This window comes from Candidatus Brocadia sinica JPN1, from assembly GCF_000949635.1.
GTDB lineage: Bacteria > Planctomycetota > Brocadiia > Brocadiales > Brocadiaceae > Brocadia > Brocadia sinica.
The window spans coordinates 3,234,976-3,256,049 of sequence record NZ_BAFN01000001.1; the positions used below are offsets into that span (position 1 = coordinate 3,234,976).

Here is a 21,074-nt window from a genome sequence, read left to right on the forward strand (position 1 = left end):
TCTATTTAAAAAGTTGTTGATGTAATGTAAAGTTCTGATCTTATCTGTATCACCCTTAGTATAGTTTTTTTGTTTTGATTTATTGAAATATCAATATCTGAGGATGCTCCCGATGCTTCATGTGCCAGATGCAAACGATGTGTTCCTTCCGGAAGATGAATACGCATGATCTGAACATCTCGTGGTAAAGTTAACCAGCTTCTCACGTCTGCCCTCTCCGAAACTACATTGTAGATCGAGGAAAATATCTGTCCTAAACTTCCTGCTGAATCTTTTGCCTTTTGTTGAATAGCAGCCTTGGCTGCTGCCCTGAGGATGTGTCTGATGACCATGGCTGGCACCTTTTCCTTTAATGATTTCACAGCCAGTGCCTGTACGTGGCAAATAGACTCCGTCATGCCGAAAGAACTGCCACCCCCTGATTCAGATAGGGAAAGCGGTTCCACTGCAGACCATTTTGTATGATAAATAGGAAATGCAATTGCCAATAAACCATTTGGAGTAGGAATCGGGATTTGAATTTCCCTTTTTTGCGGAACCAAACCATTCTCAAAGAAGACCACCAGATCTCCGGTTTTTCCACCGCCCGTACCCTCCTCACCTTTAACGGAGTACTTGCCAAACCGGGAAGCATAATATTCATATTCCTGGTTCATTTCAAGATCTTTTGCCAGGCGCATTACGTCCCGTTGTAAGTAAGCATTATCAGGAAATATTTGAAGGGCTTTTTTATAGTCAATGTACGCATCGTTCGGTTGATTCAGCAATTCATATACTATTCCGGACATATAAAATGCATAAGCATTTTGAAAAGAGTTCTTTACCTTGCCGGCAACATCATCCATACCCTGATAGGCTGAATTGAGATTGTTGTAGGCCTGTTGTGTATCAATTTGTTTGTCCCTTGCCTTTTCTTCCGCCCTGGCAAGTTCCTTTTCATGCATTTCTAGTGCTAATTTCTGTTCAAGATTTGCACGTCTGACTTCAACACCAGCACCTTCAAGATCTTTTTTTACCAGATAGTTGAATGCCTGGAATTGGTACATAAATACTTTTTCATACCCATCTCCCTTATAAGGAATGGTATTATCATTTGCTAATAAAGATGCGGTCTGTGCTCCAATATCAGAGGCGCTTACGACTGCCTTTTCCTCCATCTGACGAACAGCTGCTATGGCTGCCTCAAAATCTTTCATGCTTGAATCTGTATCATTCTTTATCTGTGCAATACGACCGCGCTCCAGGAGATAGAGAATTTTGTCATTGCTTTTCCGGTACTTATTAAGAATTTTAAGGGATTTGTCGAACTGGCGGGTTGCGAGATCGTCAATCAGCAAATTCATTTTAGATGTATAAGAAGTGAAAACGCTTGTAGTGGAACAACCAATGACAGGTATCACGAAAAAGACTGAAGCGCAAAAAAACAGTCGTCTCAATCGACACGACATAAATCTGTATCTACCGGCCACCTTCTCGTCTCTTTTTAACCATAGGCTGTCTTAAATTATAAAGCATGCTCTCTAAAGCATCAACGTGTGGCATAAACAAAACTACAGCGTGATTACCATGAAATTGGCTTTGAACTGGAACCAGGAGTCTTTGGTTCACTTAATCTGTTTTCAGACGGCTTCTCGCTCAAACGACAAACCGCACCCGCCAATATATGCGCAGCGTCCCCCTCAATTATTTGTGCTATGATATATTTGGGTTGGATTTCGGTAATTTTAATGCGTCCTACCTGAATTTCTTCCATACCAAGGGACTCCAGGGTATCAGGGTCTACCAGTTCATCACCTGCATTGTATACATTCATGATATCGCTGACGTTGACCCGACCCTCAAGTCCGTTGGTTAGAAACACCTTATTATCCGAGACTTTCACGATCCTTGTGGGAAAGATTCCGTCTATTATGCCGCCAACTAATTGTTGAACCGTTTTTTCCTTCAACATGTCGATAAATGCTAATAGCGTTGTATGGCCATGTGCCGGTTCTCTATAAACTTCTCGCGTGTTGACCTTCTTTGCAGCCACGATCTTACCATTTCGGGTATCTATGATCTCCATATTTACCACCATGCGTCCCTGAAACGTGGGTTTTTTAGATTTAGAGTAGAGAGTCTTGGCTTTTTTCTGGCTGACCTCAAATACTTCTATTTTTCCCGTGACAAAATATTCTGCACGAAGTATTTGTCCCATTTTTATGATCTTTTCAGATGGTATTTCTTTTGAACTGTCAAATGCATGTTCTTTGACAAGAGTGGGCAAACGATCGCGTTCAACAACAGTAAATTTGTTTGTGTTCACAAGGGCGGTGATAAGTTCGGCGGTAAACAAATTCGTCTCTTTGTCATCCCGCGTAATGGCAGTCACCTCTTTACTCTTATGTATCTGTTTTATGAGAGGTTTGTTGCCTGTTTTAAAATCAAGCACTGCAATTGTCGGCTTATCTGAAAATGTGTTGGCAAATAAGATTCCCTGATACAAAAGAATCACCGCAATAACGTACCCGGCAATCTTCACTGAGTATCCTCCTCATTCTCTGCTTAAGGTATAACAACGCTAAGAATTTTAAAAATAAAACTGTCCGTCTGATTTTCATGAATTTTCTTTTTCTACAATTGGAATTATATAGTTGAATTATAAGGTGTCAAGGTCATTTACACGAAAGAAGGCGTTTAAAATTGTAATTGCTATCCCTGGTAAATTGTATTATCTTAATTTAACTTATGAAAAAATACGTGATTATTGGTATTCCATGTCTTGTTGCCATTATCGTAGCGTCAATCTATTTCCTTGGCAATTCGGAATCTATTCAATACAAGACAGAGAAAATCGACAGAGGTAGTATTAGCAAATATGTCACCGCAACAGGCACTATAAACCCTGTAAGAACCGTAATAATTGGCAGTCAGGTTACCGGACTTATCTCAAGACTGTACGCAGATTTTAATTCTGCCGTCAAGGTAGGACAAGTCGTGGCTCAGATTGACCCGGTTCCTTTCGAACATCGGGTTAAACAGGCGGAAGCCACCCTTGCCACTGCCATAGCTTCCCTTGAAAAAGCAAAGGTGAATTCTAAAAATAACAGGAGAAATTACCATCGTTCAAAAAAATTGTTTGCTAAAAAAGTAGTCTCCATTGAAGAACTTGATGCTGCCCGGACAACATATGAAGCGGGTTTAGCCGATGTAAAATTGGCAGAGGCACAGGTATTGCAAGCCAAAGCTGCTTTGGGAATTGCGAAAACAGATTTAGAACATACGGTAATTATCTCCCCGTTAAACGGCATTGTGATCTCCAGAAATGTGGATGTAGGACAAACCGTTGTGTCCAGCTTTCAAACCCCCATTCTCTTTAACATTGCCGAAGATCTGGTTCATATGCAGGTCAATACGAATGTCGATGAAGCCGATATCGGTATGGTTCAAGTAGGGCAGGATGCAAAGTTTACGGTAGATGCTTTTCCTGAGGACTTATTTGAGGGTAAGGTCTCCGAGATCCGTATGGCACCTATTATTTTTCAAAATGTTGTGACATACGATACGATAATTAATGTCGATAATACATCCCTGAAACTCAAGCCCGGAATGACGGCAAATACTTCCATTTTAGTGGCCAGAGTAGAGAACGTTTTAAGGGTTCCCAATGTGGCATTACGATATACCCCTTCTGAAATTTTAAAAGGAGAAGGAGATAAAAAGGCGCTTGTTGACAGGAAATTTGCAAGAAAAACCAGCTTGCATATTTGGGTGTTAGAGAGAGGAAAATTGAAACAAGTGGCTGTAAAACCGGGAATAGGCGATGATGGCTTTACCGAAATCCTGGAGGGTGATGTAAAAGAAGGCCAGGAGGTTGTGATTGGTGAGACTCTTCCTAAGACGGCTGAAAAAGGTCAGCAAAGAGTTCCCTGGGGCAGAGCCCGTTATTAAACATGCATGATATCGTATTGTTGAATGACATTTATAAGATATATACGATGGGAGAGTTTAAGGTCACGGCCTTAAAAGGGGTATCTTTATCTATAAAGAAAGGGGAATTTGTGGCTATTATGGGGGCATCAGGGTCAGGCAAGTCCACCTTGATGAATATCCTCGGATGTCTCGATAGTCCCACGCGGGGGAAATATTATTTGGAAGGTGTCGAAGTTTCCCGGTTTTCAAAAAATGAATTGGCCGAAATTCGCAATAAAAAACTAGGATTTGTGTTTCAGAGTTTTAACCTGCTCAGTCGAACTACGGTAGTAGAGAATATTGAACTCCCCTTTATTTATAGTAAGAAAATATCCAAAAACGACATCGATAAGATTCATCAGATAATGCGTATTCTGGGTCTTGATGGGTTTCAAAAACACTATCCCAATCAACTATCCGGTGGACAACAGCAACGAGTTGCTATTGCACGTGCCATCGTCAATGACCCCACCTTGCTCCTTGCCGACGAACCAACGGGAAACCTGGATAGCGCTACCAGCAAAGATGTCATGAAAGTACTCACCGACCTCAACCATAACCTGGGTATTACCATTGTGCTCGTTACCCATGAAACAGATATTGCCGGATATGCCCGCAGGGTTGTTGTTCTCAAAGACGGTACGGTGTTAAGCGACACTCCTTCTCCATCCGCCGCTACGCCTGTGGTTCAGGCACCTTGAGAAGCAACCTTATGGTTTTATAACGAACGAACTTTTTCGCTTATGACGGCGCTTTTTAAAATAGCTTTACGTGCAATTATGAGGAACAAGTTACGTTCCTCCCTGACGATCCTCGGCATCGTTATTGGTGTTGGCGCTGTAATTGTTATGGTAAGTATCGGGCAAGGAGCCAAAGCCTTTGTCGAAAAACAACTGGAGAGTTTGGGTACAAACGTCCTCATTATTATTCCCATCAGTACCACACATGCCGCTGCCAGGGGTACCACAGGAACCATTACCTTAACCGCAGAAGACGCCTTTGCTATGGCAAAGGAATGTAGCGCCGTCAGTTATGTTTCACCCGGTATCAGGACAACCACGCAGGTAGTTTACGGAAATATGAACTGGACAACCGGGGTGTCGGGGGCAGGGCCTGATTATCAGATTATACGGAACTGGCCGTTAAAAGACGGGAGATTTATCACTCAGCAGGACGTAAATATCATGGCAAAGGTTTGCGTCCTGGGGCAGACCGTTGTAACCAACCTTTTTGGAACGTTAGATCCTGTTGACAGGTGGGTTCGTGTAAACAATATACCATTTAAGGTAATCGGTGTACTGAGCGCCAAAGGACAATCACCTACAGGCCAGGATCAGGACGATATGGTTCTCATGCCGTACACGACCGTACAGAGAAAGATTATGGGAGTTACACATATTGGTTATGCCCTTGCTTCATCGACTACCGCAGAGTCACGGTTCGAGGCAATCGATCAAATTACTTCTCTCCTAAGGCAACGCCATCGGCTGAGACCCGATGAAGAGAATGATTTTACGGTTATCAGTCAGGTAGAATTTGCTTCAACAGTAATGGAAACAAGCCATACGATGACCGTTCTCCTTGGTAGTATTGCATTAGTGTCCTTGTTTGTAGGTGGCATTGGCATCATGAATATCATGCTGGTTTCTACGACCGAAAGGACCAGAGAGATTGGCATCAGGATGGCAGTTGGCGCAAAGGAAAAGGATATTCTTTTTCAGTTTCTAATAGAATCTACTGTTCTTAGCTCGATTGGTGGGATAGTTGGAATAATTTTTGGCATTTTCACGTCAAAATTAGTTTCTCACTATGGGGGATGGCCATCGTTACTATCTTCACCATCTATCGCCGTTGCATTTCTCTTTTCAAACATGGTTGGTATCTTCTTTGGCTATTATCCGGCAAGAAAGGCATCGAGGCTTAACCCGATTGAGGCGCTCCGGTATGAATAAAAAAGAGATTTAAGTTAAAAAGAAGATTGAATATGTGACGATTTTCATTTACATTAATGTCTTCTGAAAGATCACGTGTTACGTGTTACTAATATCTATGGTTTACAGAGAATTGTAATGTACCAGACAAAAGTCGAAAGGAGCCATGCCATGAGAATTTCAATTGAAAGCAAAACAAGGATTAAAATGATTCCGGAAACCGAACACGAGAAAGAGAACCTTGAATCACTGTGGAAAATTCTTATCCGCTGCGAAGCGGACAGTAAGGTACTTTGTCCTATCGGCTCATACATGGCTTCCCAGGATGACGGCGCCAACTTTGTGATACAGGATCAGTAATTCCCTTGAACATTGTGACAAAGTCAGACTTAAAAACCAAACGCACCGTATGCCTTATGGTATCTTAAAAAGTATTGTAACATTATTTAGCAAAAATTGTAGCGCCGGTCGTTTGACTGGCACTTATGGTAAAGTCCCTTGAGGTCAGCTTTTGGTTGGGGATAAACCGATAACGCTACACGTTCCGGTTCGTTGGTTTGGGTATTTGGAAAAATCAAACCGACCTGCCTGTGGCGGACAGGTATTTTTAAAGCCCGTGAGGGCAAAATGTTCATAGAAAATGTGACATGTAAAATCGTAGCTCCACAGAAATGATACCCGAAACACAGGAACAACATCTCGCTCCGATGGAGTTTGATTGTGGCATAATGGTTTGTCTATAGATATATCGTTTCTCACGGAACTACTTATGGCATCTTCCAAAATCCTGTCACTTCACGAGGCTAAATAGTTACCTTCCTCTCTGGGAATAACAGCCGCGCCACGTGCGTTTGTCCTGGCAATTTTAGGTAACAAGTCCTTTGGAAGCGTAATATTTTTACTTTGTCCTCCAAATAATACACAACCCTCAGCACATGCTAAAGTTTGTAAAAAGATAATTTTCACTTATTATAGTTACCTATGAAAAAAGACATTTCTTCAAAAAATACCTATATCAGACTGTTAGGTTATCTAAAGCCTTATTGGCATAAATCAGCAATTATTCTCATCCTCTCGGCTGTGAGCGCTTATGTTGCTGTCTTACCGACCCAGATATTGGGTATCGCGGTGGATGAAATCAAGATGGCTGATAAATTTATAAAAACGATGCCCAGCAATCCATCTGAGGAAAAATCATCCGATAAAACTTACCTTCACGAACAAAAGAGCCCTATCCCACTCTCAAAACCGTTACTAGCTGCCTCACACTCTATTCATAAGCATTGGTTTGAAAGTTACAATTCTACCATCGTTACGCTGGCCTTTCTTGCCGTGAGTTTTATCTTTATGCATACCTTTCATAGCGGTATTACGCTGATTCACGGCTTCATTACCTCCGAGTTAGGGCAGAGGCTTATTTATGATATACGGAATCAGCTTTATGACCATATTCAGCGATTCCCCTTGCAATATTTTGAAAATACGAAGACCGGCGATATCATGAGCCGTCTCATGAATGATGTTAATTCCCTGGAACAGGCAGTTGTAGGCCCTGTTATTACCTTTATTACGGATATGTTTAAATTTGGCTGGATACTGTATTTTTGCTTAAAACTCGACTGGCAACTCACCAGTATTGCCTTATTTGTTTGTCCATTTATCTCACTCTGTACTTACAATTTTGGGAAAAGGATCAGAAAGGTCTTTCGCTCCCTGAGGGACAAAACGGCTGAACTGAACTCCCTCATTCAGGACAATATCTCCGGTATCAGGGTCATTGCGGGATTCGCGAAAGAGACCGAAGAAATGGAACGCTTCCGGAATAAAAATTACGAGAACTACAACCTCTACGTCCGGATATTAAAACTCGTTTCAGCATTAAGACCCATTGTAGACCTGATAACCGAGACAGGCGCCGTGGTCGTCATCTGTCTCGGTGGATATAAGGTACTTCAAGGACAACTCTCCGCAGGTACTTTCGTCATATTCTTTCCCTATCTCCAGATGATGTACAGTCCCATTACCGGTCTGACACGTTTTTACAATCAGGTGCAGCGTGCCATTGCATCCACCGAGCGCATCTTCGAGATATTGGATACGCCGTGCGAATTGAAAGATGCCCCCCATGCTATTGATTTGCCACCCGTGCGTGGTGTTGTAGAATTCAAACAAGTTCACTTCACGTATAATCAAGATGGAGAAGTCCTGATAGGCATCAATCTCAGTGCACGTCCGGGCCAGATGATTGCCTTTGTAGGCCCCAGCGGTAGCGGAAAGACCACCCTTACACAACTCATCCCCCGATTCTATGACCCAACAAAGGGAGGGATTTTCATTGACGGTTACAATATCAGGGAAGTCAAACTCCACTCCCTGCGTAAGCAAATGGCCATGGTGCTCCAGGAACCTTTTCTGTTTAATGACACAGTAAAGGCGAATATTGCTTATGCACGATCCGATGTATTAGATAAGGAAATTGAGGAAGCAGCCCGTGCTGCCAATGCACATGATTTTATTGTTGAGTTGCCGAAGGGATATGCTTCCGTAATTGGTGAGCGTGGGGTGAAACTCTCCGGTGGCCAGAAACAACGCATCGCCATTGCCCGTGCCATTCTTGCCAATCCCCGGATACTCATCCTGGATGAAGCTACATCTTCCGTTGATACAGAGACCGAACAACTTATCCAGAATGCCATTTATCGTTTGGTAAAAAATCGCACCACATTCGTTATAGCACACCGGTTATCGACCATATTACATGCCGATTTGATTGTGGTCCTGGAGAAGGGGCGGATTGTGGAAACAGGACTCCACCATGAACTTCTTGCTCATGGAGGACTCTATAAAAAACTCTTCGAGATGCAATTCAATATGCAGGAAAAGGTAAAATTAGAAGAGGCTGAAACAGGGGCAGTAAAGGCAGAAGTAGTTGCAACGCAAGAACCCACGATTGATTTACATGAGACATTCCAACACCCAAAGTGGTCTTAAGAATAAGGTCGAATTTTATGAAAAAAAACGGTAATGCACTTGAGATGCATGAAAAATCCAATAAAATTAGTAATATATGAAAATAAATGAGATATTTAAGAGTATTCAGGGGGAGACGTCCTATGCCGGCTTGCCGTGTACCTTCATACGCATAACAGGATGTAACTTACGGTGTAGTTACTGCGATACCACCTATGCATATGAAGAAGGGATGGAGATGTCGATTGGTTCAATCCTTGAGCGTGTTGCAGGATTCAAAACCAAATTGGTCTGCATAACCGGCGGTGAACCTCTATCGGATAAAGATACACCATTATTGATAGATGAATTGCTCGATAAAAATTATACGGTTTTAGTGGAAACAAACGGTAGTTACGATATTCGTACCATTCCGCAAAAATCCATAAAAATTATGGATATTAAGTGTCCTGATAGCCATATGAGCCATTTGATGTACTGGCAGAATATTCATTATCTGATGAAATCAGACGAGGTGAAATTTGTCTTACATTCCCGGAAAGATTATGATTGGTCAAAAGAAGTAATAGAGAAATATCGTTTATCTGATATTACCAACGTATTGATGGGAACTGTCTTTGATGCCATTGCTCCGAGAATGATCGTTCAGTGGATTTTAGAAGACAATCTTAATGTCCGATTCCAGCTGCAACTCCACAAATATATCTGGGAACCACAAACAAGGGGTGTTTAACGTTACATGAAGGACTTAGCTATTGTACTGGTCAGCGGTGGTATGGACAGCTGCGTAACTGCTGCCATTGCGCACGCGCAATATCAGCTTGCACTCTTACACGTTAATTACGGTCAGCGCACAGAGTCGAGGGAGCTTAAAGCCTTTCACGACATCGCTTCATACTACAACATCCCCAAAGACAGAATTCTTATAGCAAATATCGACTATCTCAGAAAGATCGGGGGATCGAGTCTGACAGACCCGCGTATGAACGTACAGGACGCACAGTCAGATATCAAAGAAATTCCTACCTCGTATGTTCCCTTCAGAAATACACACTTGTTGGCAATTGCCGTCTCCTGGGGTGAAGTTATTGGGGCACGGAAGGTATTTATCGGCGCCGTAGAACAGGACAGCCCCGGCTATCCTGATTGCAGACCCATCTATTATGAGGCCTTCAATAAACTCATCAGGGTTGGTACAAGGCCAACGACCTGTATCGAGGTAGAAACGCCCCTGATACACAAGGGTAAATCAGAGATTGTAAAAACAGGCATTTCTTTAGGGGCGCCCCTTCACCTCAGCTGGTCATGTTACAAAAATACCGACAAGGCATGCGGACAGTGCCATAGTTGTTTCTTACGTTTAAAAGCCTTTAAAGAAGCCGGAGTCAAAGATCCGATCCCTTATGTTTAAGGTGTGATGTGGAGGACTTTTTCAATACCAAATGAAAACGGGAAAAGGGTCATCAAAAATAAAAGTAATAGACTAAAACCATAGTGATTATACCAATGAGGCATTGCAATGGGACGCCGATTTTCAGATAATCTTTAAACCTGTAACCACCCGGTCCGTACACCATTAAATTTGTTTGATAACTGATCGGCGTTGCGAAACTGGCTGAAGCGGCAAAAAGAACAACGAAGGCAAAGGCACGCGTGTCGGCATGAATTGTTGAAGCTGACGAAATAGCTATGGGAAACAGCATTGCCGCGGCTGCATTGTTGGTGATGAAGAGAGTATAAAAACTTGTCATGATATAAATACTTGTTAAAACGCCTATTACCCCAAAATGACAGCCAATTCCGGCTATTCCACTGGCCAATAACTCTGCAAGCCCGGATTCTTTAATTGCCGCTGCAACGCCCAGGGACATAGCGATAATAATGAGTGCCCGCCAGTCTATTGCCTTTCGTGCTTCCGCCATTCGTACCGTTCGGGTTGCCATCAGGATAATTACCCCTAAACCTGCTGCGGATAGTAACGGAAGTACTTCAAGGATGGTCAACAGGATCGTTAAGAAAAATACGCCAAGAGACAAATATCCCCGCCACTGTGGCTTGGAAGGTAACGTTTCGGCTTCTGCAATAAGATAAAAATCGTTTGAATGGTACCATCTTTTGCGGAAATTCTTTCCTGCCAATAGCAACAAGGTATCGCCAGGCCATAAGCTAATGTCGCCAATTTTTTTTTGTATCCGCTCTCCATGACGATGGATGGCAATGATAACCGCTTCGTATTTGGCCCGAAAATCACTTTCCCGAACCGTTTTTCCGACTAAGGGAGAGCCGGGAGATACAACAGCTTCAAAGGTATTTATCACAGCAGAATCATATTGTTTTAAATCAAAATGAGAATCCTGTATCAATTGCAAACCAGGTAACTTTTGTAATTCCAATATCATTTTCGGTATACCTGTAAAAAACAGTCGGTCACCCAACAATATTCTCTCATTTGGTTCTGCCGGGGCAATAATCTGACCTCTTCGTTCTATTTGGAAAAGGAATAAACCCTGTAAATGCCGCAATCCTGCACTTTCAATTGTTTTCCCGATATTTTCATATTCCGGAGTAACTTTCAGTTCGATAACAAATTCTCTGGTATGTTCTCCCAGTTCAACTAAGGGGTCTTTCCGGTTGGGAAGCAATCGGTGACCTAGAAGACTAATGAATAAAATACCCAGAAGAGCAAGCGGTACGCCGACCTTGGAAATTTCAAAAAAAGATATTCCTTTCATTCCTGAATCGATCATTAGTCCGTGAACGATCAAATTGGTGCTTGTGCCAATCAGGGTACACGTCCCCCCCAGGATCGCAGCGTATGAAAGAGGAATCAGGTACTTAGAAGATGCATAATGGTGTTTTTCTGCCCAGGAACGTATAACCGGAATAAACATTGCAACAACCGGAGTATTGTTAATAAATGCGGAAACAAAGGATACGGGAAATAAAAGCCTCAGGAGTTTGCGGGAATCGCCGGTATTTTTTTTACCAAAAATGACGTGAGTAACCTGATTGAGCATGCCGGTATTGCTGAAAGCCCCAACTACCACGTACATCAGCGCAATCGTTAACATCCCTTCGTTGGAGAATCCGACGAACGCCTCTTTCAGGGTAATAACTTTTCCGGTAATAAGGAGCAGTAAAGTCGAAAAAATGACCACTTCTATTTCCAGCACCTCCATGAAAAGGAGAATGCTCATAATGAGCAGTAAGGCAGCTGTATACCAGATTCCAAATCCAATTTCCATATTGGTATTTTAAATGCCCCATTTTTTGTTAATTTCATTCGAGATATTTTTTGCCGTGAAGCCGAAGTGCTCGGCTAATGTTTTTGCCGGCGCAGAGGTGCCGTATCGGTCGAGTCCGATGATAAGGCCATCCAATCCAACAAATTCATACCAATCGCTTGTTGCTGCGGCTTCAATGGCTACCCGTTTTTTACATGCCGGGGGAAGTAAATTGTGCTTGTATTTATCAGGGTTTGATCTGAACAACTCAAAGCAAGGCACACTGATCAGCCTTGCCTGGATACCTTTTCCCTGTAACTGCATGGTGGCCTCAAGGGCAATGGGGATTTCTGATCCTGTTGCCATAAGGATGATCTCGGGGGATTTTGCCGAATCCTTCAGTATATAAGCGCCATGTGCTAATAGATTTTGTGACGGATAGACTGAGCGGTTGATTACCGGAAGATCCTGACGGGTCAGGATCAGCGCCGTGGGGCCATCTTTATGATTGAGCGCCGCTATCCAGGCGGAAGCAGTTTCGGTGGCGTCTGCCGGTCTTATCACGTGCAGGTTAGGGATTGCGCGCAGTGACGGCAGGTGTTCAATGGGTTGGTGGGTGGGTCCGTCTTCTCCGACAAAGATACTATCGTGGGTAAACACATAGACCACCCGGATCTTCATCATGGCGGCGAGTCGGATGGAAGGTCGCATGTAATCCGAGAACATCAGAAAGGTAGAGCCAAAGGGAATAATGCCTCCGTACAGCGCCAATCCGTTTAAAACACCGCCCATGGCGTGTTCCCTGATACCAAAATGAATATTTCTCCCGGCGAATTTACCTTTATCCAGAGAAGGGGCGTTTTTGATGTAGGTCTTGGTGGATGGACAAAGGTCAGCAGAACCACCGATAAAAGAGGGCATCTGTTGTGCAATTACCTGTATCATCTCACCGGAGGCTGAGCGGGTGGCTATCGAATCCTTCCTGATAGTTTTGAGTAATTCAGATTCCAGATTTTCAGGGATTCCTTTTTTAAAGTAGGCATCCCATAATTGGGATAGATTCGGGTCTTCTTTGACAGAGGTATTAAACAGGGATTGCCAGTTTTCATACTCTCCTTTTAGTTCGGCTACACGAGCCTGGCAAAGTTGTTTTACTTCGTTCGGGATATAGAATGCCGGGCTTTTCTGCCAGCCGAGTTTTTCCTTTGTCAATTCGAGTTCTTTAGCGCCCAGTGGTTCGCCATGCACGGAGGCAGTATCCTGTTTGTTGGGGCTTCCCTTGCCAATGTGGGTACTGGCGATGATCAGCGAAGGTTTCTCTTTTTCATTCCGTGCCGCCTCTATGGCCGCAGCAATTTCGTTATGATTATGCCCGTCAATCTTAAAAATCCGCCAGTTATACGCCTCAAACCGTTTTGCAACGTCTTCAGTGAAGGTAATGGACGTGTTTCCCTCAATTGAGATTTGGTTGCTATCGTAAATATAGATAATATTGGAAAGGCCAAGGTGTCCTGCGAACGACGCGGCCTCAGAGGTAATTCCTTCCATCAGGTCACCATCACTTACCACCCCGTAAATGTGGTGATCGAAAACAGGGCTGCCGTCTCTGTTAAATCGTTCTGCCAGTATTTTTTCAGCCAGTGCCATGCCTACTCCGTTTGCAAATCCCTGTCCTAAAGGTCCTGTGGTAACTTCTACTCCCGGAGTATGCCCATACTCAGGATGGCCAGGCGTCTTACTCCCAAATTGCCGGAATTGCTTTATGTCATCTAATGACAAATCATATCCGAAGAGATGGAGTAATGCATATAACAACATGGAGCCGTGACCTGCAGAAAGGATAAACCGGTCCCGATTGGGCCATTGCGGGTCTTTCGGATTAAAATGCAGAAATTGCATCCAGAGGACAAAGGCGATGTCGGCAAATCCCATGGGGAGACCAGGATGGCCTGATTGTGCCTTTTCAATGGCGTCTGCGGCAAGCATTCTTACGGTGTTTACGGCAAGATCAATTTTGTGTTTATCAAGTTTGTGTATCAACATCTATCGCTCCTCTGTTTATAATAATTCACCTAATTTCCTCGATTTTACGGTGGCAGACTCAACGGCGTTTATCATGGCCGATCTGAGGCCGCCATCTTCCAGTTTGCTTATCCCTTCAATGGTTGTCCCGCCTGGTGAGGTCACGGCATCTTTGAGTTGAGCGGGATGTTGTCCTGTTTCTAACACCATCTTTGCCGCCCCCAGTACGGTTTGTGCTGCAAGGATGGTGGCCACATCCCGTGGTAAACCCATCTTGACGCCACCATCAGACAATGCCTCAATAATCATGTAGACGTATGCAGGGCCACTTCCACTCAGCCCTGTTACGGCATCCAGATACTTTTCATCCAGTTGGAATACCCTTCCAACGGCGTTAAACAGATGAAACACCAACTGTCCGTCTGCATTTGTAGCGTATTTTCCTGAAGCGAAGGCTGTAGCCGAGGCGCCTATGAGACATGGGGTGTTGGGCATCACCCGGATGATTCGAATACCCTCCGGTAATCTGGATTCAATAAACCGGATAGGGATACCTGCCGCAATAGACACCACTAAATGCCGGTGGGTGATATCATTCTTTAAATTGCTGAGTACCTCATTCATCATTTGTGGTTTAACGGCTAATATAATAACATCGGCGAAGGAAGCAATATCCTTGTTATTTTGCGTCGTCTTTATGCCAATTTCTTTGGTTAAAAGTTTGCATCGTTCTGTAATCACATCGCTTACCATAATTTTGTCAGGGGTGTTCAATTTGGCATTAATAATGCCCTTGCTTAGCGCCTCGCCCATCTTTCCGCCACCAATAAACCCAATCTTTTCTTTTACCATGATGGATGTTTCCTTATTTACAGAATTTTGTAATTATTGAAACCAATAATTCAATGTTCAAGGAATTTCATGTTGCCACCTTTCCCTGCGCCCCCTCTTCATTGAGGGGTCACAGAGGGAGGAGACAAGATGTTTTTCCGTGACTATGTATCTGGCATAAAAAACTGCCCGAATATCTTAGCATTTTCGTTCCCAGTAATTCTATATTTTTTTACCCGATGCTTCATTTTTTGAATTTTTATACGAGCATATTCGATAATTACTTACTTTATCTGTAAATAATCTTCCCTTAACCGTTAAAGAAATATTTTCATGCAAAGGATACGATAACCTTGACTTCATCCGGAGTGCGGACGGCATGGTCGCACTCTTACACTGACATCCGAAAGAGTATGAGTTACGCCAGAGAGCACAGAAACGGCTCAAGGAAGACCTGAACGAATTAGACGTAGAGATGAATCTTGAGAAGGCGAAAGAGGCAGACCCCCAAAAGGGGGGGGCTGTTTCAGCTTTCAGGGGACCTTTCATTATGATGTTCTTTAACTAAAGGGTATCTTCCAGTACAAATCCTATCTTTAATATAACCTCCCACCGGGCAATCTTCTCATTTTCAATACGTCCCCGGGTCTCAATTACCTGAAACCACCGCATATTGTGCAAGGTCTTCGATGCCCTTGAAATCGCATTTTGAATAGCATCTTCCATCGTTGTTGAAGAAGTACCGGCCAATTCAACCACTTTATATATGTGATTATCCATACAACACCTCCTTGATTTAAATTGACATACCACCGAATAGAATCATACTGCTTAAAACGCTTGTAAAATTAACATCCATCATACTATATTGAGTTTCCAATATTCCCCGAAAACGGAGATTCTTGCCACGAACGTTCCAAACCGAAATTTGGGAGCGAGCCGGCAATTAATTTTGCTGTTTACACTCTGTGCAGCACACGAATGGGACTTCTGTTAATGGAGAGGTTCTTAAGATACGATAATGGCCTAAGTTATTACTTAAAGGTTTAGATTCGCTGAGGTTGACAGATTGCATAGCCTTCTTTCTTATTGCCATTTCTTCTTTTATTATGCCCTCGGAGAGGAAGTTCTCGCTGGTAACAGTGCTTTTCAGGTTCCTTTGTACTTCTTCGCTGTCCAGGCTGTTCACATGGTCATACAGGTTCGTGATCTGGGGTAACATTTCTACGCACAATACACTCAGCGGTGAATCCGGCGGCAGGCCGTACAAGGCCAGCAGTTGATTGATTCCGTTATTGCTCCAGATTACCGTCCCATATTTTGTGGCGTCCTTGTTGACCGTGGTAATATCAGCTAATTGATACACATGCCGGAAATTGCCATAATCAAGTTCGTCTTTCCAGTTCCTGATAGCAACCCGTTTCAGGGTCATACGCTGCTCATCGGTGTAAACAGCAGCCCAGTCCACTCTTTTATCGTGCTCTACCCGCACGTTCCAATCCAGCATTTTATCATCCAGTAAGATATTGCGGAAATCCTGGTTGTCTGCCTGTTTGACCTGAGCATATAACAGACACCAGAGTTCTGTCCTTGGTGGATCGGAGATGATGTTTTTACCTTTGTGTACTGCTACGGCATAAGGAGCAGATACGTATAATTTTTCCTCGTCCCGGTTTACCGTACAGGTGAGTGTGGGCGCCGGGTGCTGGATGCCGGTTGCCCTCAAGACCCTTCCAAACCGTCCCTGTGCCGTTGACCATACATTTTCATCCTTCTTATGATGAGCAGTTGTGTCATTGTACCGGTAATGTCCCACCCTGAATTCATATGTGAAAAAACCGAACATTTCCGGCGATTCGGAATGCAGACCGGGTGGTAACGGCAACAGGTAATGTCTGTCCGAATCGGTTGCCTTTTCCATCGGCTGCATGGCGTCTAGTCCGGCATTATCGTTGGATTGATTAGGAGTAATAACGCGGATGTATTCAGGGTCTACCGGGAAAGCCGGTTCTTCCGATGCAATGAGTAACTCAGGGTGATTGTTACTGATTAATTGATCCGGCGCATACGCCAAAATTCTGGCAAAATACGTGTCTTTCGTGTCTTTCACCGGCTCTTCAAATTCAATCCACAAGAATCTTCTCCGTAGTTCGGTAGCAGAATATTTTTCATTTCGCACGTAGGGGGATAGCGCAATACCTGCAGAAGCATTTTTTGGTATCTGTGCTGGTGGTATGGTAATAGGTAATTCCAGTGGCAGCGCCAAATCAGCGTCTTTTTGTGCAGCATGTTTGGTTTTAAATGTAGCCTGAACAGTGTACTCCAATGCAATCAAATCAGGGAAGCGGGGTTCCTTATCCAGTAAAACAGAGTTTTTGGAATGAATGTCCAATGCCTGACCGGACACCGTGACCGGTCTGTCTAATAATGGGTTGGTGTTTGCAAATGCCAGCAACGCTTCGGTACCATTAGCCAATGCATTGTACAGAAAAGGGAAGGCATTCGTGTATTGCAGCTTCACGGAAGAAGCAAAGGGATTCAGGTCATCTTTCCATAATGCATATTCCTGATTACAGTACAGATTGCCTGCCTGCAAGTCAGTAATGCTAATTCTTCCTGCATCGCACAACACATATGGATTTGAAAGATTGACTTCACCACCCTGCAATCCGTTCCATTTCGCAGTCAGCCCTTTGTTGCATTGAATTGCTATACCGCCAATACCAGCTGCCGGTGGTGGTTTGGTAACATCAACTTGTGCTGCTGGTAATGCCCATGCGCTCCGCTGAATACTGGCAGTTTCTGAAACCGTATTGAAGGGAGACTGGCAATTGTTAACAGCGAGGGAATTTTCAGAACAGATGTATGGAATTAACACCCGGTTCAGTACGGGACCATATGTGGGAGCAAATTGCCTGTTCCAGGTAAAATGGGCAGTGTGTCCGTATACACTCCACTGCAGATTGTCAGCAATTTCATCTATGGCGCCGCCGTTGCCTGAAAAATGAAACGATAATTGTTTCGGTAACTCCAGCGTCGCTTTACGCGCATCGATACCATACGGACTGGCGGGGTCGGCATCCGTTACGGCTGGCTGGTCCAGTTCCAGTTTTACCGTTACGATAGTATTGGGGGAAATGGTCAGCTTGCTGTTGATGATATGGGGGTGAGCACTCAGGGCAATTTCACCGTGTTTTATTTTCAAACCCGTATAAAATCCTGCGGGGGCATTTGGGGCAAATATTTCTGAATTTACCCACACACTGTCTGGTAGCAGTTTGTATTTTGTCAATGGTTCGATAACCGGGGGTAATGTGTGGATGATAAATTTTCTCAGCAATGATACATTGAAGAGAATTGCCGGGTCAGGCCTCCCTTCAAGATAGAGCGCTATCAGCCTTTCAATTCTGAAAAAGTCAAACCATATCTTTCTGCCATCCTTGCTGTGGAATGGCCCGATAGTTTTTTCGAGAGCGGCGCCACCTGCCCATAGGGGGACAGAACCTTTCATTTGGGTACTGCGTACCGGCACTTCCCGGACAAATACCCGAAGGTCTGCACCACCGGCTTCTTTCAGTCCCCTTCCGGCCAGTTCCTGTAGTCGTGTCAATTGATGAGGTGCAATCGTATCGGTAAAGAACAAATCAGAATTTTCAACAGAAAAGAAACTGGTTTTTATTGTGGTGATATCTTCCCCGGGAAGTACCCTGGCTAAAGTTTCCTGGAGTGATTGGATGGAACGCTCATCTTGGGGAGAAGTTACTTCGAAATGACCGGACACGCCGGCCAGCAAGGCAAGCAGGTCTTGTTGATGATGAGAAATGGTATTTTTAGTCATAGGATATTCCTGGCATGAAATGAGAGATTATCAGGATTTTCGGTGAATTGAAAATAGCTAGAGGCTTCACCATAGCACTTTTTTACCCGTAAAAACAAAAAAGCCTTACTGGAAAGATATTCATCAGGAACATCTTCGGCAGTAAGGCTGTCTCATGAGCAGTTTAAATTGTTTAAACCGCTTAAACGGCTAGCAAGACCCTTTCCTTTGCGTCCCCTGATTACTCAGGGTTTGCCTTTATCGCGATGCTTTTGTTTGTTTTGATTGCCAATAATATTTGGCACATATTAAACAGGAACAATCAATTGTGTCAAGAACAAAAAGGCTGGATACTTGTAAAAACGGTATCTCTTTCGTTCCGGCACAAAATGATACTTGCACTCACACACGGTATGTGATAGACTTTTTTTATCTTCGGCTCTTTCACTCTTTATTGCGAATCTCAGGCATTTCCCACAGCAATATTGTGAAAGAGGCTTTTTGTTCTGATACTACACCATAGATTTACTATTCACACCCGGTCAGCGGGTTGTTTACCTCAGGAATTGGCGCGAAAAAAGGGTCAGGTTGGAAGCAACGTTCTGACCTTCATAATTCAATATTAAATACTTGTCTCTCACAATTGGCCTTGAAAAGGTGAATGTCTGACCCTCTATACCCTCTCATTCAGAAAAAACGAGGAAATAAAAAGTGACTCAGATCTGGTGGATATGGATGTCCATTGCTGCTGCTTTCATTATTGGTGAGATATTTACCGCCGGATTTTTTCTTTTATGGTTTGGTGTTGGAGCGGCAGTGGCGGGTATTTTAGCGATCCTGGGATTCGGCATGGCATGGCAATGGGGAGCCTTTCTCCTTATGGCAAGTGTGCTCTTTGCGGTTTCCAGAAGATTTGCGGAACGATTTACCAAAAAGCAACCGCTGGGTATTGGAGCTGACCGGTATATTGGTGAAAAAGGTGTTGTACTGGAAGAGATCGATACTATAAAAAATACCGGTCTTGTACAAATAAGAAATGAGAACTGGAGAGCTGACAGCGATACGGGAGACATAATACCTGCCGGAAAAAAGGTTGAAGTGATAAAGGTGGTTGGAACACACCTTGTCGTCAGAATTTTGAGTGAAGGAGGGTGATATGCCAGAAATGATATCTGCCGAAATATTAGTATTTGCTATTTTAGCCATTGTAGTGTTTGTGGTCGCTGCTACCGGAATTAAAATCGTCAGGCCATGGCAAAAAGGGCTGATAGAAAGAATGGGAAAATATCAACGTACAGCTGATAGCGGGCTCACCGTTATCATACCTTTTCTGGAGAGAATGCTGAAGGTAGATATGCGGGAACAGGTGGTTGATGTCCCTCCACAGGCAGTAATTACCAAGGATAATGTCGTTGTCGAGGTAGATGCAGTAATCTATTATATGGTTACCGACCCGGTACAGGTTACGTATAATGTCGCCAATTATTACATGGCGGCCACCAAACTTGCACAGACGAATTTGAGGAATCTCATCGGTGATTTAGCCTTGGACGAATCGCTTACTTCACGGGAGATAATAAACACGAAATTGCGGGAAATTCTTGATACTGCAACCGACAAATGGGGGACTAAGGTAACGAGGGTCGAACTCCAGAGAATAGAACCCCCCAAGGACGTCACGGAGGCCATGCATCGACAGATGAAGGCAGAACGGGAGAGGCGTGCAATGATTCTTGAGGCGGAGGGACACAAACAATCGGCAATCCTTAAGGCCGAAGGACAAGCGGAGGCAATAAAAAAAGTCGCCGAAGCTGATAAATATCAGAAGCTCACGGTAGCCAAAGGAGAGGCCGAGGCAATCCAGACCGTCTTCGAATCCATTCATAAAGGAAGGCCGACAAATGATTTAATCGCAATAAAATACCTTGAATCCCTCCAAAAAATCGCTGATGGCAAAGCAACGAAGGTCTTTTTGCCTTATGAGTCCACGGCCATTCTGGGAAGCATCGCTGGAATTAGTGAACTCTTGAAAGAAAAGCACGTTTTGGAAAAAGACGAGAATAAAAATACATAGAATTGAAAAGTTCCCGAAGCAGACACCAGATCACCCGCCTTACTGCAACGAAGATCGGGCAAAGTCTTTTTGTGTTTATAGACAAACCATTATTCCACAATCAATCTCCATCGGAGCGGCATGTTGTTTCTGTGTTTCACGTGCCCCTCTGTGGCTATTTTTTAAAAAACTAAAGTGTTGCTGTTTTGTAGGATATTCAGATTGTCTCGCAGAGTTTACACTGAGCAAAGCGAATGTGCCCGCAATGGCGCTCA

Annotated in this window: 16 protein-coding genes and 1 riboswitch; of the genes, 9 read left to right on the forward strand and 7 right to left on the reverse strand. The window is 43.7% G+C overall.

All coding sequences use genetic code 11. The annotated features are described in order from the left end of the window. Positions 1-5 precede the first annotated feature (5 nt). Both BROSI_RS14745 and BROSI_RS14750 read right to left on the reverse strand, forming a co-directional pair. Positions 6-1,343, reverse strand: a complete 1,338-nt coding sequence (locus BROSI_RS14745; RefSeq protein WP_200891759.1) for a COG3014 family protein — start codon at positions 1,341-1,343, stop codon at positions 6-8. Between the two features lie 218 nt (positions 1,344-1,561). Then, positions 1,562-2,521: a CsgG/HfaB family protein gene (locus BROSI_RS14750; RefSeq protein WP_052564554.1), complete on the reverse strand. Its 960-nt coding sequence runs from the start codon at positions 2,519-2,521 to the stop codon at positions 1,562-1,564. Between the two features lie 218 nt (positions 2,522-2,739). On the opposite strand from BROSI_RS14750, the gene BROSI_RS14755 reads away from it, so the two are divergent. The 7 genes from BROSI_RS14755 (at position 2,740) to queC (ending at position 10,263) form a co-directional block, all read left to right on the forward strand. After that, on the forward strand, positions 2,740-3,930 hold the full coding sequence (locus tag BROSI_RS14755) for an efflux RND transporter periplasmic adaptor subunit (RefSeq protein ID WP_162183248.1): 1,191 nt from the start codon (positions 2,740-2,742) through the stop codon (positions 3,928-3,930). A 2-nt stretch (positions 3,931-3,932) separates the two neighbouring features. Beyond that, the gene (locus BROSI_RS14760) at positions 3,933-4,652 is read left to right on the forward strand and encodes an ABC transporter ATP-binding protein (RefSeq protein WP_052564556.1); all 720 of its coding nucleotides are present in this window, start codon (positions 3,933-3,935) and stop codon (positions 4,650-4,652) included. Between the two features lie 42 nt (positions 4,653-4,694). Continuing rightward, complete coding sequence (locus BROSI_RS14765) at positions 4,695-5,903, forward strand: ABC transporter permease (protein ID WP_052564557.1); 1,209 nt, start codon at positions 4,695-4,697, stop codon at positions 5,901-5,903. Positions 5,904-6,053: 150 nt separating this feature from the next. Further along, on the forward strand, positions 6,054-6,242 hold the full coding sequence (locus BROSI_RS14770) for a hypothetical protein (RefSeq protein ID WP_052564558.1): 189 nt from the start codon (positions 6,054-6,056) through the stop codon (positions 6,240-6,242). A gap of 621 nt (positions 6,243-6,863) precedes the next feature. Beyond that, positions 6,864-8,873 carry an ABC transporter ATP-binding protein gene (locus BROSI_RS14775; protein ID WP_052564559.1) on the forward strand — a complete coding sequence of 670 codons (2,010 nt, stop codon included), beginning with the start codon at positions 6,864-6,866 and terminating at the stop codon, positions 8,871-8,873. A 76-nt stretch (positions 8,874-8,949) separates the two neighbouring features. Next, the gene (locus tag BROSI_RS14780; protein ID WP_052564560.1) at positions 8,950-9,585 is read left to right on the forward strand and encodes a radical SAM protein; all 636 of its coding nucleotides are present in this window, start codon (positions 8,950-8,952) and stop codon (positions 9,583-9,585) included. A 6-nt stretch (positions 9,586-9,591) separates the two neighbouring features. Further along, positions 9,592-10,263: a 7-cyano-7-deazaguanine synthase QueC gene (gene queC / locus BROSI_RS14785; protein WP_052564561.1), complete on the forward strand. Its 672-nt coding sequence runs from the start codon at positions 9,592-9,594 to the stop codon at positions 10,261-10,263. A 52-nt stretch (positions 10,264-10,315) separates the two neighbouring features. Here the strand turns inward: queC and BROSI_RS14790 are convergent, their stop codons facing one another. The 5 genes from BROSI_RS14790 to BROSI_RS14810 form a co-directional block, all read right to left on the reverse strand. Then, positions 10,316-12,097, reverse strand: coding sequence for an SLC13 family permease (locus BROSI_RS14790; protein WP_052564562.1), 1,782 nt, complete (start codon positions 12,095-12,097; stop codon positions 10,316-10,318). Positions 12,098-12,106: 9 nt separating this feature from the next. Next, entirely contained in the window at positions 12,107-14,119 is a 2,013-nt protein-coding gene (gene tkt / locus BROSI_RS14795) for a transketolase (protein WP_052564563.1), read from the reverse strand. Positions 14,120-14,134: 15 nt separating this feature from the next. Then, positions 14,135-14,950 carry a pyrroline-5-carboxylate reductase gene (gene proC, locus BROSI_RS14800; protein WP_200891760.1) on the reverse strand — a complete coding sequence of 272 codons (816 nt, stop codon included), beginning with the start codon at positions 14,948-14,950 and terminating at the stop codon, positions 14,135-14,137. Between the two features lie 543 nt (positions 14,951-15,493). Continuing rightward, complete coding sequence (locus tag BROSI_RS14805; protein ID WP_052564565.1) at positions 15,494-15,709, reverse strand: dodecin; 216 nt, start codon at positions 15,707-15,709, stop codon at positions 15,494-15,496. A gap of 166 nt (positions 15,710-15,875) precedes the next feature. Further along, entirely contained in the window at positions 15,876-18,767 is a 2,892-nt protein-coding gene (locus BROSI_RS14810; RefSeq protein ID WP_052564566.1) for a hypothetical protein, read from the reverse strand. Positions 18,768-18,901: 134 nt separating this feature from the next. Next, positions 18,902-19,013: riboswitch (cyclic di-GMP riboswitch) on the reverse strand. 444 nt (positions 19,014-19,457) lie between these two features. On the opposite strand from BROSI_RS14810, the gene BROSI_RS14815 reads away from it, so the two are divergent. Both BROSI_RS14815 and BROSI_RS14820 read left to right on the forward strand, forming a co-directional pair. Then, positions 19,458-19,901: an NfeD family protein gene (locus tag BROSI_RS14815; RefSeq protein ID WP_157842552.1), complete on the forward strand. Its 444-nt coding sequence runs from the start codon at positions 19,458-19,460 to the stop codon at positions 19,899-19,901. Between the two features lies 1 nt (position 19,902). Continuing rightward, positions 19,903-20,820 carry an SPFH domain-containing protein gene (locus tag BROSI_RS14820; protein ID WP_230400697.1) on the forward strand — a complete coding sequence of 306 codons (918 nt, stop codon included), beginning with the start codon at positions 19,903-19,905 and terminating at the stop codon, positions 20,818-20,820. The last annotated feature ends 254 nt before the right edge of the window (positions 20,821-21,074 follow it).

Excerpts from the sequence above, each read along its gene's own strand:
- BROSI_RS14810 (WP_052564566.1), bottom strand. The coding sequence starts at position 18,767 with ATGACTAAAAATACCATTTCTCATCATCAACAAGACCTGCTTGCCTTG.
- BROSI_RS14780 (WP_052564560.1), top strand. The coding sequence starts at position 8,950 with ATGAAAATAAATGAGATATTTAAGAGTATTCAGGGGGAGACGTCCTAT.
- BROSI_RS14775 (WP_052564559.1), top strand. The coding sequence starts at position 6,864 with ATGAAAAAAGACATTTCTTCAAAAAATACCTATATCAGACTGTTAGGT.
- BROSI_RS14790 (WP_052564562.1), bottom strand. The coding sequence starts at position 12,097 with ATGGAAATTGGATTTGGAATCTGGTATACAGCTGCCTTACTGCTCATT.
- tkt (WP_052564563.1), bottom strand. The coding sequence starts at position 14,119 with ATGTTGATACACAAACTTGATAAACACAAAATTGATCTTGCCGTAAAC.
- BROSI_RS14765 (WP_052564557.1), top strand. The coding sequence starts at position 4,695 with ATGACGGCGCTTTTTAAAATAGCTTTACGTGCAATTATGAGGAACAAG.
- queC (WP_052564561.1), top strand. The coding sequence starts at position 9,592 with ATGAAGGACTTAGCTATTGTACTGGTCAGCGGTGGTATGGACAGCTGC.
- BROSI_RS14745 (WP_200891759.1), bottom strand. The coding sequence starts at position 1,343 with ATGAATTTGCTGATTGACGATCTCGCAACCCGCCAGTTCGACAAATCC.
- BROSI_RS14805 (WP_052564565.1), bottom strand. The coding sequence starts at position 15,709 with ATGGATAATCACATATATAAAGTGGTTGAATTGGCCGGTACTTCTTCA.
- BROSI_RS14820 (WP_230400697.1), top strand. The coding sequence starts at position 19,903 with ATGCCAGAAATGATATCTGCCGAAATATTAGTATTTGCTATTTTAGCC.
- BROSI_RS14770 (WP_052564558.1), top strand. The coding sequence starts at position 6,054 with ATGAGAATTTCAATTGAAAGCAAAACAAGGATTAAAATGATTCCGGAA.
- BROSI_RS14760 (WP_052564556.1), top strand. The coding sequence starts at position 3,933 with ATGCATGATATCGTATTGTTGAATGACATTTATAAGATATATACGATG.
- proC (WP_200891760.1), bottom strand. The coding sequence starts at position 14,950 with ATGGTAAAAGAAAAGATTGGGTTTATTGGTGGCGGAAAGATGGGCGAG.